The organism is Streptomonospora wellingtoniae, from assembly GCF_031845375.1.
GTDB classification, from domain to species: Bacteria; Actinomycetota; Actinomycetes; order Streptosporangiales; family Streptosporangiaceae; genus Streptomonospora; species Streptomonospora wellingtoniae.
Genome location: NZ_JAVREK010000002.1, coordinates 301,914 through 316,890 on the forward strand (window position 1 = coordinate 301,914; position 14,977 = coordinate 316,890).

General features: G+C 74.2%; 12 protein-coding genes. 5 read left to right on the plus strand and 7 right to left on the minus strand.

Going from position 1 to position 14,977, the window contains the following annotated elements:
* Positions 1-68: 68 nt before the first annotated feature.
* The 3 genes from coaBC (at position 69) to RM446_RS03150 (ending at position 4,837) form a co-directional block, all read left to right on the plus strand.
* Positions 69-1,271: a bifunctional phosphopantothenoylcysteine decarboxylase/phosphopantothenate--cysteine ligase CoaBC gene (gene coaBC / locus RM446_RS03140; RefSeq protein ID WP_311543619.1), complete on the plus strand. Its 1,203-nt coding sequence runs from the start codon at positions 69-71 to the stop codon at positions 1,269-1,271.
* 423 nt (positions 1,272-1,694) lie between these two features.
* The gene (gene metK, locus RM446_RS03145; RefSeq protein ID WP_311543525.1) at positions 1,695-2,888 is read left to right on the plus strand and encodes a methionine adenosyltransferase; all 1,194 of its coding nucleotides are present in this window, start codon (positions 1,695-1,697) and stop codon (positions 2,886-2,888) included.
* 374 nt (positions 2,889-3,262) lie between these two features.
* Positions 3,263-4,837: an OFA family MFS transporter gene (locus RM446_RS03150; RefSeq protein ID WP_311543620.1), complete on the plus strand. Its 1,575-nt coding sequence runs from the start codon at positions 3,263-3,265 to the stop codon at positions 4,835-4,837.
* Here the strand turns inward: RM446_RS03150 and RM446_RS03155 are convergent.
* The 5 genes from RM446_RS03155 to RM446_RS03175 all read right to left on the minus strand — a co-directional run bounded on the left by RM446_RS03155 (position 4,827) and on the right by RM446_RS03175 (position 9,742).
* Complete coding sequence (locus tag RM446_RS03155; protein ID WP_311543526.1) at positions 4,827-6,077, minus strand: DUF418 domain-containing protein; 1,251 nt, start codon at positions 6,075-6,077, stop codon at positions 4,827-4,829. The two genes, RM446_RS03150 and RM446_RS03155, sit on opposite strands and share 11 nt — an antisense overlap.
* Positions 6,078-6,225: 148 nt before the next feature.
* Positions 6,226-6,690 carry a nitroreductase/quinone reductase family protein gene (locus RM446_RS03160; RefSeq protein ID WP_311543527.1) on the minus strand — a complete coding sequence of 155 codons (465 nt, stop codon included), beginning with the start codon at positions 6,688-6,690 and terminating at the stop codon, positions 6,226-6,228.
* Positions 6,691-6,758: 68 nt separating this feature from the next.
* A complete protein-coding gene (locus tag RM446_RS03165) occupies positions 6,759-7,949 on the minus strand; it encodes an acyl-CoA dehydrogenase family protein (RefSeq protein ID WP_311543528.1) in 1,191 nt (396 codons plus the stop codon).
* Positions 7,950-8,042: 93 nt separating this feature from the next.
* Positions 8,043-9,359 carry a CaiB/BaiF CoA transferase family protein gene (locus RM446_RS03170; RefSeq protein ID WP_398694336.1) on the minus strand — a complete coding sequence of 439 codons (1,317 nt, stop codon included), beginning with the start codon at positions 9,357-9,359 and terminating at the stop codon, positions 8,043-8,045.
* On the minus strand, positions 9,356-9,742 hold the full coding sequence (locus tag RM446_RS03175; RefSeq protein ID WP_311543529.1) for a DUF3870 domain-containing protein: 387 nt from the start codon (positions 9,740-9,742) through the stop codon (positions 9,356-9,358). The genes RM446_RS03170 and RM446_RS03175 overlap by 4 nt, the downstream gene beginning before the upstream one ends.
* 441 nt (positions 9,743-10,183) lie before the next feature.
* Here RM446_RS03175 and RM446_RS03180 point away from each other — a divergent pair, with 441 nt between their 5' ends.
* Together RM446_RS03180 and RM446_RS03185 are read left to right on the plus strand one after the other, a co-directional pair.
* Positions 10,184-10,978, plus strand: a complete 795-nt coding sequence (locus RM446_RS03180) for an SAM-dependent methyltransferase (RefSeq protein ID WP_311543530.1) — start codon at positions 10,184-10,186, stop codon at positions 10,976-10,978.
* A 113-nt stretch (positions 10,979-11,091) separates the two neighbouring features.
* Positions 11,092-11,649 (plus strand): DinB family protein, encoded by a 558-nt coding sequence (locus RM446_RS03185; protein ID WP_311543531.1) that lies wholly within the window; start codon positions 11,092-11,094, stop codon positions 11,647-11,649.
* 85 nt (positions 11,650-11,734) lie between these two features.
* Here RM446_RS03185 and RM446_RS03190 read toward each other — a convergent pair whose 3' ends face one another.
* Both RM446_RS03190 and RM446_RS03195 read right to left on the minus strand, forming a co-directional pair.
* On the minus strand, positions 11,735-12,355 hold the full coding sequence (locus RM446_RS03190) for a Uma2 family endonuclease (protein WP_398694340.1): 621 nt from the start codon (positions 12,353-12,355) through the stop codon (positions 11,735-11,737).
* A 160-nt stretch (positions 12,356-12,515) separates the two neighbouring features.
* On the minus strand, positions 12,516-14,909 hold the full coding sequence (locus tag RM446_RS03195; protein ID WP_311543533.1) for a primosomal protein N': 2,394 nt from the start codon (positions 14,907-14,909) through the stop codon (positions 12,516-12,518).
* Positions 14,910-14,977 lie beyond the last annotated feature (68 nt).

Genomic DNA, 14,977 nt, shown 5'->3' on the forward strand with positions numbered 1-14,977 from the left:
GGGCGGCCCGCCCGGCGCGCGGCCGCATCTGCTGGGATCTCCTGGTGAACATCGATAACCGGCCCGAGGTGGTCCTGGGCGTCGGAGCAGGCATCGCCGCCTACAAGGTGTGCGAGCTACTCCGCCGCCTCACCGAGTCCGGGCACAGCGTCCAAGTCGTCCCCACCGCCGACGCGCTGCGGTTCGTGGGCGAGCCCACCTGGGCCGCGCTCTCCGGCCGCACCGTCGCCACCGGGGTGTGGGAGTCCGTGCACGAGGTTCCGCACGTGCGCATCGGCCGTCGCGCCGACCTCGTGCTCGTCGCACCGGCGACGGCCGACCTGCTGGCCAAGGCCGCCCACGGCCTCGCCGACGACCTGCTCACCAACACGCTGCTGACCGCGCGCTGCCCCGTCGTCTTCGCCCCGGCCATGCACACCGAGATGTGGGAGCACCCGGCCACCCGCGCCAACGTCGCCACGCTGCGCTCGCGCGGGGCCGTGGTCGTCGAGCCGGCCGCGGGACGGCTCACCGGCGCCGACACCGGGCCCGGGCGGCTGCCCGAGCCCGACACGCTCTTCGCGGCCGCCCGCCGCGTGCTCGCCCGCGGCGGCCTGCCCGCAGACCTGGCCGGTCGCCACGTGCTCATCACCGCCGGCGGTACCCGCGAGCCCATCGACCCGGTGCGCTTCATCGGCAACCGCTCCTCGGGCCGCCAGGGCTACGCGCTGGCCGCCACCGCGCTGGCCCGCGGGGCCCGGGTGAGCCTGGTGTCGGCGAACGTCGCGCTGCCGCCGCCCGCCGGGGCCGAGGTCGTCGGCGTCGGGACCGCCCGCGAGTTGCGCGATGCGGTCCTCGCCCGCAGCGGCGACGCCGACGCCGTCGTCATGGCCGCCGCGGTCGCCGATTTCAGGCCGACCGAAACCGCGACCGGAAAGATCAAGAAGACGGGGGAGGGGCCGGCCCCCGTCGAACTCGTCGAGAACCCCGACGTCCTGCTGCGGCTGTCCGCCGAGCGCGGGCGCCCGGGCCAGGTGGTGGTGGGCTTCGCCGCCGAGACCGACGACGTGATCGCCAACGGCCGCGCCAAGCTGCGCCGCAAGGGCTGCGACCTGCTGGTGGTCAACCAGGTCGGCGACGGCCGGGCCTTCGGCACCGAGGACAACCAGGCGGTGGTGCTGGCGGCCGACGGGTCGGCCACCGAGGTCGGCAACGGTCCCAAGGAGGACCTGGCCGACCGCGTGTGGGACCTCGTGGTCCCGCGGCTGGCGCCCGCCGACACGGCCCCCTAGCCGCGGATCCGGCTACCCCGGGTGATCGCGACGGCGGCGATACGACCGCTCCGCTGCCGCGCCGCACCGGGCTCCGTGTTGCGTGTCTAGCTTCCCGTTTCGCTCTCCGCTACGGGAATTCCCAGCACATGGGCATGATCGGGGCGGTACCGGAAATTCGGGTGTGTCGTGCGTCACACTCCGCAGGTTGCCGCCTGAGTAGGCATTCCGCGCTGACGCGGCGACGCCGCCCCGCCTCGGGGGCCGACTTTGTGCGGCCCGAGCGGCGAGGCCGCCCGAGCGCGTCGAGCACCGCCCCACTACAGTGGTCCTCAGAAACCAACCGCGTCGGTCGGTTTCGCGGAGGAGACCCCCTTCCCCTCCGTGATGGCCGAGCCGAGCCGACAACTGTCAGCCAGCAGCCGCTGCAAGGAGTCACTCAACGTGTCCCGTCGCCTTTTCACCTCCGAGTCGGTCACCGAAGGCCACCCCGACAAGATGGCCGACCAGATCAGTGACGCGATCCTCGACGCGATGCTCAAGGACGACCCGGCCAGCCGGGTCGCCGCCGAGACCCTGATCACCACCGGACAGGTACACGTGGCCGGTGAGGTCACCACCAAGACCTACGTCGACATCCAAGAGATCGTCCGCAAGAAGATCCTGGAGATCGGGTACGACTCCTCCGCCAAGGGCTTCGACGGCCAGTCCTGCGGGGTTTCGGTCTCCCTCGACGCGCAGTCCCCCGACATCGCCCAGGGCGTCGACACCGCCTACGAGGCGCGTGTCGACAAGGAGGACGACGCGCTCGACAAGCAGGGCGCCGGCGACCAGGGCCTGATGTTCGGCTACGCGAACAACGAGACGCCCGAGCTCATGCCGCTGCCGATCAAGCTCGCCCACGCTCTGGCGGAGCGCCTCTCCGAGGTCCGCCACAACGGGACCGTCCCCTACCTGCGTCCCGACGGCAAGACCCAGGTCACCGTGGAGTACGAGGGCCAGAAGCCGGTCCGCCTGGACACGGTCGTCGTCTCCAGCCAGCACGCCCCCGACATCGACATCGACGAGCTCCTGACCCCGGACGTCAAGGAGCACGTCATCGCGCCGATCGTCGCGAGCTACGGCCTTGAGGCCGACGACTACCGGCTGCTGGTCAACCCGACCGGCCGCTTCGAGATCGGCGGCCCGATGGGCGACGCGGGTCTGACCGGCCGCAAGATCATCGTCGACACCTACGGCGGCTACGCCCGCCACGGCGGCGGCGCCTTCTCCGGCAAGGACCCGTCCAAGGTCGACCGCTCGGCCGCCTACGCCACCCGCTGGGTCGCCAAGAACATCGTCGCGGCCGGCCTGGCCGACCGTGCCGAGGTGCAGGTCGCCTACGCGATCGGCAAGGCGCACCCGGTCGGCGTCTTCATCGAGACCTTCGGCACCGAGCAGGTCGCCCCCGAGGTCATCGAGAAGGCCGTCGACGAGGTCTTCGACCTGCGCCCGGCGGCGATCGTGCGCGACCTGGACCTGCTGCGCCCGATCTACTCCGGCACCGCCGCCTACGGCCACTTCGGCCGCCAGGACGCGAAGTTCACCTGGGAGCAGACCGACCGCGCGGCCGCCCTGAAGTCCGCCGCGGGCGCCTGACCCCGGCATCCGGCGCGAGCGCTCCGCATCCGGGGCGCCCGGCACCGACGCACGCCCGGCCGCGGCCCGACGAGGGCCGCGGCCGGGCGCGTTCGTGTCAGCGGTCGGCCCCAACCCCCGTTGATCTTGTAGCTATCGTGAATTAAAACGATTTCCAGTGACGATGGCTACAAGATCAACGGGGGTTCACACCCCGCGGGGCGCTGTGTTGGGCGTCCCCTATGAGGGTTCCCACTCCCCGACGACCATGGCATCATGTCGGCGGTCGGCTGTATGCGGTATGCGAACCATTGTGCGCCACATGCACCGATGCAGACTGCCCATCCCCCCGGGCCGAGGGCCCGAGGTCGCATCGAGGGGGCCGCTTGTCCGCGTTGAGCGTGCTGGACCGGGAAAGATCCGTCGCTCCCAGAAGCTACAACCGCTGGCTCATACCGCCCGCTGCGCTGGCGGTGCACCTGTCGATCGGGCAGGCCTACGCCACCAGCGTCTACAAGAACTCACTGGTCGAGCACTTCGACGCCAGCCAGACCCAGATCGGCGTCATCTTCTCCATCGCGATCGTGATGCTGGGGCTGTCCGCGGCGCTGGGCGGCACCTGGGTCGAGCACAACGGGCCGCGCAAAGCGATGCTGGTCGCGGCCGCGTTCTGGAGCGGCGGGTTCCTCGTCGGCGCTCTCGGCATCGCCACCGGCCAGCTCTGGCTGCTCTACCTGGGCTACGGGGCGTTCGGCGGGATCGGCCTGGGCATCGGCTACATCTCCCCGGTGTCGACCCTGATGAAGTGGTTCCCCGACCGGCCCGGGCTCGCCACCGGCCTGGCGATCATGGGCTTCGGCGGCGGCGCACTCGTCGCCTCGCCGGTGTCCAACCAGCTCATGGCGGTCTACGATCCCGCCTACGACGCCACGGTTCCCGGCTCGGTGGCCTCCGGCGGCGCGCTCGTGGGCCTGTTCGTCACCCTCGGGCTGGGCTACTTCGCGCTGATGATGATGGGCGTGCTGCTTGTCCGCGTCCCGCCCAGGGGATGGCGGCCCGCCGGGTACAACCCCGCCGCCAACAACCACGCGCCGGTGGCCGGCTCCGAGGGGGTCTCGGCCAACAACGCGCTGCGCACGCCGCAGTTCTGGCTGCTGTGGACCGTTCTGTTCACCAACGTCACCGCCGGCATCGGCATCCTGGAGCACGCCAGCCCGCTGCTGCAGGACTTCTTCCGCGACGCCTCGGGCACGTCGGCCGTCACCGCGGCCGCCGCCGGCGGCTTCGTGGGAGTGCTGTCCCTGTTCAACATGGCCGGCCGGTTCGTGTGGTCCTCGACCTCCGACATCGTCGGGCGCAAGCCCATCTATGCCTTCTACCTGGGCGTGGGCGCGATCCTCTACATCCTCATGGCCACCGTCGGCGGCACCTCGACCATCGTCTTCGTCGCCACGGCGGGCATCATCATCTCCTTCTACGGCGGCGGGTTCGCCACGGTGCCCGCCTACCTCCGCGACCTCTTCGGCACCTACGAGGTCGGCGCCATCCACGGCCGGCTGCTGACCGCGTGGTCCGCGGCGGGCATCGCCGGGCCGCTGATCATCAACGCGTTCCTCGACGCCCAGGGCGAGCCCGGCACCCTCACCCGGGACGCCTATCAGGCGCCGCTGTTCACGATGGTGGGGCTACTGGTCGTGGGGTTCGCCGCCAACCTGCTGATCCGCCGCGTGAGCGCGGGCTTCTTCGAGCCCGCCGCAAAGGAGCCCGCGCAGGCCGTACCCGCGCAGGCCGTACCCGCGGATGCCGCCGCTGCGGGAGCCGAGCCGGGCGGATCCGCGCCGGGGACCGGCGACGGCGCCTCCCGGAGTTCGCTCCCGCTGCTCGTGGCCTCGTGGGCGGTGGTGGCGGTCCTCCTCGGCTACGCGGTCCTGCGCGTCAGCAGCACGGCGGCGCGCCTGTTCACCGGCTGACCCGCGCGGCCGCCGCCCGCTCCCGTTCGGGTATCCGGTCCAGCACCGCCTTCTGCAGGGCCTCCAGCGGTCCCCGGTCGAAGCGGCGCAGCCACAGCACCGACCCCGCCAGCAAGACCAGGCTGATGCCCGCCCACAGGCCGATCACCCACCACGGTCCCGACCCCCAGAGGCGCGACGCCAGCCCCAGCCCGAACCCGTAGCACAGGAGCATCGCCAGTACGTTCTGCAGCACATAGCCCGACATCGCCGTCCGTCCCAGGCACGCCAGCGGCCCGGCCACCGGGCCGGGGCGGGCCCGGCCGCCGAACCGGTCCAGCAGCGTGCCGATCAGCCCCACCAGGCCCAAGGCCACGACCGGGGCGGCCACGTACCGGTCGAGGAAGAACGCGTCGCCGACCAGGGTCGTGGCCGCGTTGAGCGGGACGCCCGCGCCCAGGCCCCACGTCAGCAGCCGCCATCGCAGGGCCGCACCCGCAGGGCCCGGGTCGAACGCGCCGGCCCGCAGCAACCGCACGCCCACCAGGAGCAGGAACACCATCATCGCGAATGCGAGCACCGGCTCCAGCCGCAGCACCGCCGCGTTCTGCAGGCGCGCCGCCACCTGGTCGGCGTAGCCTCCCTCGGCGTAGAGGCGGACGGCCTCCGGGGAGGGGCCCGACCCGGCGGCGCCCTGCACCGCCGCCAGCGCCAGGGTCAGCAGCCCCATCACGGCGATGTGGAACGCTCCGGCGCACCACATCGCCGCCGTGCGGACGCGCCGCGAGCGCGTCAGCAGCCACGCGACCAGCAGCGAGGCCACCGCGTAGCCCATCAGCACGTCCCAGGCGAACACCAGGGCGAAGTGCACGGTGCCCTCGGCGAAGAGGAACAGCGCGCGCCACGTGAAGCGGCCCGGCCAGCGCCGGCCCCGCCGGGCGGCGGAGCCGAACTGCACCGCGAGCCCGGCACCGAACAGCAGGGTCAGCAGCGCGTAGGACTTGCCGTTGGCGGCGAAGCGCATCAGCGCCTCCGCCGCGGCCGCGAGCGAGGGGTCCGACAGCAGCCCGGGCACGTCCACCAGCTGCGCCGATCCGCTCAGCAGGCCCATCTCGGCACCGGGTGCGGTGAAGATCCAGATGTTGGTCGCCAGCGTGCCGAGGATGGCCGTGCCGCGCAGCACGTCCAGCAGCGGCAGCCGCGCCCGGGGCGCGTCCGGTTCGGGACGGGTGCGGCCGGCCGCCGCGGAGGGGGTGTCCATCGCCGAATGCTCCGTTCACAGGCCGCGGATGGGTCCGGGCGGGGGCTCGCGGCCCCGCCCGGACGTTCAGCCTGGCCGAACGGATCCTCCGGCACATCCTCCCGGATGCCCGGCCGGTGTGCGGCTTTGGTTGTACACCCCCGCGGGGCTACAGGCGCACGGTGGTACTGCGGACGATCTCGAAGACGGGGTGGGAGCCGACCTCCTGCCCGAACGCCTCGACCGGGGAGTCCGGTGCGGCGGTGAACTGTCCGGCCACCACCGCGGCGCGCGGGTGGTCCAGGTACTCCTTGAGCACGCGCGCCGCGCGCTCCGGTCCGGTCTGCTCGACGCTGATCAGTTCGATCCACCCGCCGCGGCGCAGCGTGGCGAAGCCGTCGCGGCGGATGTTGCGCACCCAGCCCGTCTCGCCGTACGCGCCGACGAGGAACCTTCCCTGCTCGTTCTCCACCAGGCTGACGGGTGTCGTCCGCAGGAACCCCGACTTGCTGCCGCGCGTGGTCAGCAGCCGCATCTCGCCGGGGCTGATGCCGTAGGTGATGAAGCCCGCGATGACGGCGTTGGCGGTGCGCCGCAGCCGTGTACGGGGAAAGCGGCCGGCCTGGTCTGGCATCGACGTCTCCCTTGCTCGGTTGCCCCCCATTCTGGTGGTTCCGCGGAGCGCCCGCACCCTGCGGCGCCTCACCGGAACGCCGAGACGCCCGTCACCGCCTGGCCGATGCTCAGCGCGTGGATCTCCTCGGTGCCCTCGTAGGTGGCCACCGTCTCCAGATTGGCCATGTGCCGCATGACCGGATACTCCAGGGTGATGCCGTTGGCGCCGTGCAGCGAGCGCGCGGTGCGCGCCACCCGCTGGGCGGCGGCCACGTTGCCGAACTTGCCCAGGCTGATGTGGTTGCGATGGCAGGCGCCCTCCTCCTTGAGCCGGCCGATGCGCATCGCGGTCAGCCCCGCCTGGTTCACGTCCAGCACCATGTCGGCGAGCTTGCGCTGGGTCAGCTGGAAGCCGGCGATGGGCCCGCCGAACTGCTCGCGCGTGCCGGCGTAGTCCAGCGCCGCGGCGTAGCAGGCGCGCGCTGCGCCGGCCGCGCCCCACACGATGCCGTACCGGGCCTCGTTGAGGCAGGACAGCGGCGAGCCCAGGCCCGCCGAGCCGGGCAGCAGCGCGTCCCCGGGCAGCCGCACCCCGTCCAGGACGAGCTCGGAGGTGATCGAGGCGCGCAGGGACAGCTTGCGGTGCAGCGTGTTGGCGGTGAATCCGGGGGTGTCGGCGGGCACCGCGAACCCGCGGACGCCCTCGTCGGTGGCGGCCCACACGATCGCCACGTCGGCGACCGAGCCGTTGGTGATCCACATCTTGGTGCCGTCCAGCACCCAGTCCGCGCCGTCCCGCCGGGCGCGGGTGCGCATCGACCCCGGGTCGCTGCCCGAGTCGGGCTCGGTCAGCCCGAAGCAGCCGATCGCCTGGCCTGCCGCCATCCGCGGCAGCCACTCCTGCTTCTGCTCCGCCGAGCCGAACCGGTGGAGGGCGTACATGGCCAGCGACCCCTGCACCGACACGAAGCTGCGCAGCCCGGAGTCGACCGCTTCCAGCTCGCGGCAGGCCAGGCCATATGAGACCGCCCCCGCACCCGCGCACCCGTAGCCCTCCAGGTGCATGCCCAGCACGCCCAGCTCGCCGAAGGCCCGGGCCAGCCCGCGCGGGTCGGGCAGCGTGCCTGCCTCGTACCAGTCGGCGACGTGCGGAAGCAGTTCCCGGTTCGCGAAGGTGCGGACAGCGTCGCGGATGTCGGCCTCCTCCGCCGACAGCGTCGCGTCGAGCGCGAGGAAGTCCTGCGGGTCGGGCGCCTGAGGGCGGTGCTGGTCGCTCATCTGGGCGGTGCCTCCTTCACGTGGCGGGCGGGTCGTGCTGCGGAGCCGGCGGCGCGGGACGGGGCGGTGCTCGTGCCGGGGGGCGCCGGGCGGTCAGCCGGTCGGCGGCGCTCCACCGGCGCCGGCGTCCTCGCGCCGGGCCTGGAGGACGGCGCCCCGATCGATCAGCCGGGCGACGCGGTCGGCGGGCAGGCCTGTCTCGGCCAGCACCCGCGCGGAGTGCTCGCCCAGCAGCGGCGGAGGGGCGGCGGTGCTCTCGCCGGCGGCCGAGTCCAACCGGAACCCGGCGCGCACCAGGTCCAGCGGTCCCGCCGCGGGGTGCTCGGCGTGCAGCAGCACGTCGTCGCCGGCCAGCTGGGCGTTCCCGACGGCGTCGAGCACGCCGCGGACCCGCCCGACCGGGACTCCGGCCGCCAGCAGCGCCTCAAGCCACTCGGCGGCCGGCCGGGTGCGCAGCTCGCCCGAGATCTCGGCCACCAACTCCGCGCGGTGGGCCACCCGGTCGGGGTTGGTGGCGAACCGCGGGTCGGCGGCGAGGTCGCTGCGGCCCAGCACCGAGCACAGCCGCCCATAGAGCGCGTCGTTTCCGGCGGCGACGACGATGTCGGCGTCGGCGGTGGCGAACGCCTGGTACGGCACGATGGAGCCGTGGGTGTTGCCCACCCGCGCGGGCTCGGTCCCCGTGACCAGCGCCTGCTGGGTGACGTTGGCCAGTCCCGACAAGGCCGAGTTGACCAGGGAGGCGCTGACGTGCTCGCCGCGGCCGGTGGCGCGCGAGCGCACCAGGGCGCCCAGGACGGCAACCGCGGCGTTGAGGCCGGTGAGCACGTCGGTGATGGCCACCCCGGCCTTGGTCGGCGGGCCGCCGGGTTCGCCGGTGGCGGCCATGAACCCGCTCTCGGCCTGCACGATGAGGTCGAAGCCGGGCCGCTCGGCCGGCGCGTGCTCCGGCCCGAAGCCGCTGATCGAGCAGTAGACGACGGCGGGGTTGCGCGCGCTCACCTCGGCGTAGCCCAGTCCCAGGCGGTCGACCACGCCGGGGCGGAAGTTCTGCATGACGACGTCGGCGCCCGCGCAGACCTCCTGCACCGCGGCGAGCCCTTCGGGATCCTTCAGGTCCACGGCCAGGCTGCGCTTGTTCCGGTTGACCGCGAGGAAGTAGCTCGCCTCGCCGCCGGCCCACGGCGGACCCCACGCGCGCGTGTCGTCGCCGCGGCCGGGGTGCTCGATCTTGACCACGTCGGCGCCCATGTCCGCCAGCAGCATCGTCGCGTAGGGGCCGGCCAGCACGCGGGACAGGTCCGCCACCCGCACGCCCTCCAGCGGGCGGCCGGGCGTGCCGAAGCCCTCTTCGGACGCGGGGGAGGGGCTGTGCCCCACCTGCCGGTCGGAGCGCGCCTGGCCGGTCACGCCGGCCCGCTCGCGGCCGGGTCCTGCGTCGGCTCGGCCGCGCACCGCTGATGGAAGGCCTCCAGGCAGCGGCGCAGCGCGGTGGCCAGCGCCCCGCCGGACTGCCCGGCGTAGCGGCGCTGCACGCGGTCCACGATCTCGGTCATGTCCCGGGTCACCGACAGGCCTTCGACGAGCGCGCGGAAGAACTCCTTTGCCAGGTCGGTGAGCAGGGTGGTGTCGGCGGCGACGATCCTGCCGTCGGCCACGTCGACCGCGAGCACGACGCCCAGCCGCTCGTACTGGGAATGGCTCGCCACGGTGTCGGGCAGCCGGGCATAGCCGGAGACGAGGATGATCCCCGGATCCTCCAGCAGCGGCCGGATGCCGTCGTTCGCGCGCACAGCGCCCCCTCCCGTGACCCGCCGCCGCCCGTCGGCGGCGGCGCTACGCGCCGCATGCCCCTTGGACATGCGGATCTCCCGGTGTGCTGGAGTCTCACGCCTGACGGGCGGCCGGGGGAAGCCGGGCGCCCTCGGCGGGAGGGCAGGCGCTTCACAGTATTCCCGACCGGCGCCGCGGCGTGTCAATCGGGGCCCGGGCGCGGCGGGGTGCGCCGCTGAGAGCGGGCGCTCAGGGCCCGGAGCGCCAGGGGGGCGTCCGGGAAAAGAACCGTGAAGTTCTCCGCGGGTGAATGATCTGCCTCACAACCGGTAACATCGGGCGCTAACTGAAGGTGCGGCGGCGACCGGCCACCGTCCCGGACCCCGCGGGCCGCGCGAACCACGCGCCCGCAGCGGCGCCGGGCGCCCGCGGCACCGGCCGACGGCCCGGGGAGCGCGACCGTGACTGACCACCGGCGAGCGGTGCACACCGACGACGAGCGGCCCGCGGCCGAGGTCCCCGACCAGCGCGTAGTGGACATGGCCGAGCGACGGGGACGGGGAGACTCCGGCGCCGGCGGGTGGCCGGAGGGGGCCGGCGAAGCCGCATACTCTGCCGCCGCGAGCGCGCACGGCCGCGTGCCGGCGCAGGTCGGCGGCACCCTGATCGAGGCCCGGCGCGGGTTCCTGCGCCGGGCCGTGGGCTATCTGGCCGCCGACGCCGGCGTCCGCCAGTTCGTCGACCTGGGATCGCGCCTGCCGGTGGACGAGGGCATCGGCCGCGCTGCGCGCGAGTACGCGCCCGGTTCCCGGCTCGTCTACGTCGACGCCGAGTCCAGCGCCACGCTGCGCGCCGGGCGCGCGGGCGCCGACGACACCGCGGCGGTCGTGGTCGCCGTGGAGCGCATGGACCCCGGTGCGCTGACGGAGCGCATCGCCGGGGGCGGCATCGTCGACTTCGACGAGCCGGTCGGCGTCCTCGTCACCGACACGACCGCGCTGCGGCGCGACGGCGTCCTCGTCCACGACCTGGTCCGCTCGCTGCACGCGCGCATGGGTCGCGGCGGGCACGTCGCGATCGCCCAGCCCGTGCCCGACGCGCGCGACCCGCACTCCCGGGAGATCGCGGCGTCGGCGTTCGGGCCCTTCGCCCTCGTCGAGCCCGGACTCGCGGACATGGCCTGGTGGCCCTATCCCGATGAGGAGGTCAGCGGTGAGCCCACCGGCTTCCTCGCCGGGCTGGGCCGCCGCTGCTGAGTACGCCGTCCGTCCGAGAGGACCGCGGGAGGCGCGCAGCGCGGGAACGGCACCGGGGGTACGGCGGAGCGCCGGCACGGCGGATCGGCGGAGCGGCACGGAAGGGGGCGGCCATGACGGCGCCGGAGTGGGGTGCGGAGATCCTCGGCCAGTTGGAGTCCCACTGGGCCCGCACCATGTGGCCCCGCCTGCAGGGGCTCGACGACGACGAGTACTTCTGGGAGCCGGTCGAGGGCTGCTGGTCGGTGCGGCCGCGTCCGGACGGCGGATTCGGGCTCGACTTCGCCCGGCCCGAACCGGACCCTCCCCCGGTCACCACCATCGCCTGGCGGCTCAGCCACGTCATCGTGGTGGTGCTGGAGGCGCGCATCGACCGCCACTTCGGCGGAAGCGCCGTGCCGCCGGAGGAGCCGGTGTGGCCGGGCGGCGCCGACCATGCCCTCGACCGGCTGGAGCGCGCCCACCGGCGCTGGCGCGACGAGGTGCGCAAGCTGAGCGGGGCCGACTTCGCGGCCCCGGTGGGAGCCGCGGAACCCGCGGAGTGGTCGCAGCGCCCGTTCGCGGCCCTTGCCCTGCACGTCAACCGCGAGGTCATCCACCACCACGCCGAGATCGCCCTGCTGCGCGACCTCTACCGCTCCCACCCGGCCCACCGGGACGACGCCCTGTGAGGCGCACCCGCGGACCGGGCCCGGCGCATGCCGGCGCCTGTCCCCGTGCGGATGAGCCGCCCGCACGGTTCGGCAGCGCGCCCCCTTAGTCCACGTCGGGCGTGTCGTTGCCGCTGATCTCTTCGCGCCAGGCGTCGCTGTCGGCCACAAGCCAGTACGGAACCAGAGAGACCGGGAACGGAGCGTCGGTCGTGAAAAGGTCGCTTCCGAAGGCTTGCGAAGCGTCGCGGTACTGGCCGTCCTCAAGGCGGAGCTCAAGGATCCCCGGCTCCTCTACGTCCGGGCTGATGATCCAGTAGGATTCGATACCGAATTTGGCGTATTCGATGCGCTTGGTGTGGTGGTCGTGGAACACGCTCGACTTCGAGACGATCTCCACAGCCAGTAGGGGAGCCCGCGTGAGATACGGGGATTCCCGTGCTGTGGACGCGATGACCGATAGGTCGGGAACTCGATGATGTGTGCGGTCGGCGTTGAAATTGATGCCCGCCCCGCTGACCATCGTGAAACCTCTGGGAGCCTGGCTGTTCAAGGCGAAACTCAACCGGTCGTTGATGAGCGTGTGAAAGAACGTCGGAGCGGGCGACACCTCAAGCCGCCCTTCGGCCAGTTCGTAGCGCCGACCGTCGTCCGGTGTTCGTTCCAGGTCCTCCACCGTCAGCGGATGCTGTTGAGGATCCGCTTCCTCGATGCTCATGACAACCATGATGCCTCCCCGATCGCATGGAACCAAGTATTCAGCGCGTGCCCCGGTTCCGGCGCTGATTTCCCGAACTCCACCGACTCGGAGGCCGGACGGGCGCGCATTCGCGGAATCCGCCTCCGCCTCGGTCGGCGCTGCGGAATCCGCGTCGGCCGCGGATCGCCTACACCACATCGAGCGGGTCCATTCGGACCTGGGCGAGGTGCTCGTCTTTGCGGGCGCTGCGGGCCGAGGCGGCGGCCTTGAGGGACGCGGCCAGCGCGAGGGTGTCGGAGCGGGGTACGCGCAGCAGGGCGCGCTCGTCGGCGGAGTCGCCGGCCTCCGCCCCGGCGCCGCCCACGGTCACCGGCCCCAGCAGCTCCGCGGACGCGGGCGGCTCGACCTGGTCCAGTATTTCGCGCACGTGTGCTGGTCCGCCGGTGACCGAGGCCATCGTGACCGCCGGAGGGAACCCGAGCTCGCGGCGCTCGGCCAGCTCGCGCTCGGCGAATCCGCCCGGGTCCCAGCGCACCAGCGCCTGGGTGGCCGACACCTGGGCGTCGGCGACGACCACCACCCGGCCGCCCTCGGCCGCCGGGCGCACCAGGGCCGCGGCGTTGCACCAGCGGCGCAGCGCCTCCTCGGAGGCGCGCAGGTCGGCGCGGCCCAGCAGCGCCCAGCCGTCCAGCAGCACGGCCGCCGCATAGCCGCCCTCGGCTGCGGGCTCGGCCCCGGGGGTGGCCACCACGAGCGCGGGGCGCCCGCCGACGCCGGAGAGCACTCCCTCCCGCCCCGAGGTGCGCACCGTCAGGGCGGGAAACGCCCGCCCCAGCTCCTCGGCGGTCCGGCGCGCACCGACCACGCCCGCACGCATCCGGGAAGCGCCGCAGGACGCGCAGGTCCACTCGCCCGCGATCCGGCCGCACCAGCGGCAGTAGGGCATCGCGTGCGCACCGCGCACCGCCAGCGGGCCCTGGCAGGAGCCGCAGCGCGCGGGCGCCCGGCAGGAACCGCAGGCGAGCGAGGCCAGGTAGCCCCGGCGCGGCACCTGGACGAGCACCGGACCGTCGGTGGCGGCCTCGCGCGCCACGCGCAGCGCGAGACTGGGGATGCGGGCGGTGCGGGCGGCTTCGTCGCGGGCCAGCTCGCTGTCGTCGCCCGAGGCCTGCACGCGCGGCGCGCGCTCGCGCACCGTCGCGCGGTCGGCCGCCAGGGGGTGCGCCCACCCGGACTCGACGAGCTGGGCGCCCTCGGTGGTGCGGGTGAAGCCGCCGACCAGCGCCGCCGCCTGCGCCCGGTGCGCACGCATGGTCAGCACCGTGCGCGGGTGCGGATACGGCGCGTGCGGCTCGGCGTGGACGTCGTCGCCGTCGTCCCACAGCACGACCAGCCCCAGGTCGTGTACCGGCGCGAACGCGGCGGCGCGGGTTCCGACGACCACGCGGACGCGGCCGCGCAGCGCCGCCAGCCACCGGCGGTAGCGCTCAGCGGGGCCGAGACCGGCCGTCAGCGCGACGTGGCGGCCCTCGCCCAACCGCCGGTTCAGGGCGGCGTCGACGGCCTCGACGTCGCGGCCGTCGGGCACGACCACGACCGCGCCCCGGCCCGCGGCGTCGGCGGTGGCGGCCGCGACGGCGATCGCCTCGGCCCAGTCGGGGCCCGGAAGCGCGCCCCACACCGCGCGCGGCGCCGCGCCCGAGCGCAGCGCGGTCAGGAAGGAGCGGCCGGCGGTGTAGGCGGCCCAGGGGCCGGGCTCGGGGCCGGGAAGCGTGCTGTCGGCGCCGCCGTCCGGTCCGGCGGCGCCGGGCGCGGCCGCGGGGCCGGCCTGCTCCGGCGCGGAGTCGGCCGGTGCCTCCTGCGAGTCCCGGGTCGGCGACCCGGTGCACGCACCGTCCGGGGAGCCGTCGGCCCCCTCGTCCGGCGCGGCCGCGGTGCCGGACCCGGGTCCGGGCTCGTCGGCGCCCTCCGCGGTCTCCGCACCGCTCTCCGCGGCTTCGGCGGCCGCCCGCGCCTCCTCCTTCTCGACCCGGGCGTGCCGCGGCGGCACGGCCAGCCGGAGCACGTCGCTGAAGGTGCCCGCGTAGCGGTCGGCGACCGCGCGGGCCAGACCGGCGATCTCGGGGGTGAGGACCGGTTCGGGCGAGACCACCTGGTGCAGGTAGGCCAGCCGGCCCTGGAAGTCGGACTCGGCCCGGCGCTCGACCAGGAAGCCGGTGAGCAGTTGCCCGTTGAATCTGACCCGGACCCGGCATCCCGGAACGGCGTCGGCGTCCATGCTCTCGGGGACCCGGTAGTCGAAGAGCCGGTCGAGGTGGGGGAGCGGGGTGTCGACCGCGACGCGGGCGACCGGGTCGCAATCGGCCGGGCGTCGCGGCTCGGGGCGCTTGGCGCCCCGGGCGGGCTTCGCGCCGCCCCCGGCAGCGCCCCTGCCCGCGTTCCCGGTGCTGCCCTCGCTGCCGGCCGCATCCGCGGACTCCGCCGCGCCCCGCCCCTCCGGCGGCGGCACCCCTGCGGCCCCCGCGGCGGAGCGGGGCACGTCGAACAGCGTCCCCTCGTCGGGGTCGGGCGGCGGAGTCATCGGACAACAGGTCTACCAGAGCCCGCCGACACCCCCGCCGCGCTGCGCCGACGCGGCCCCGACCGGGT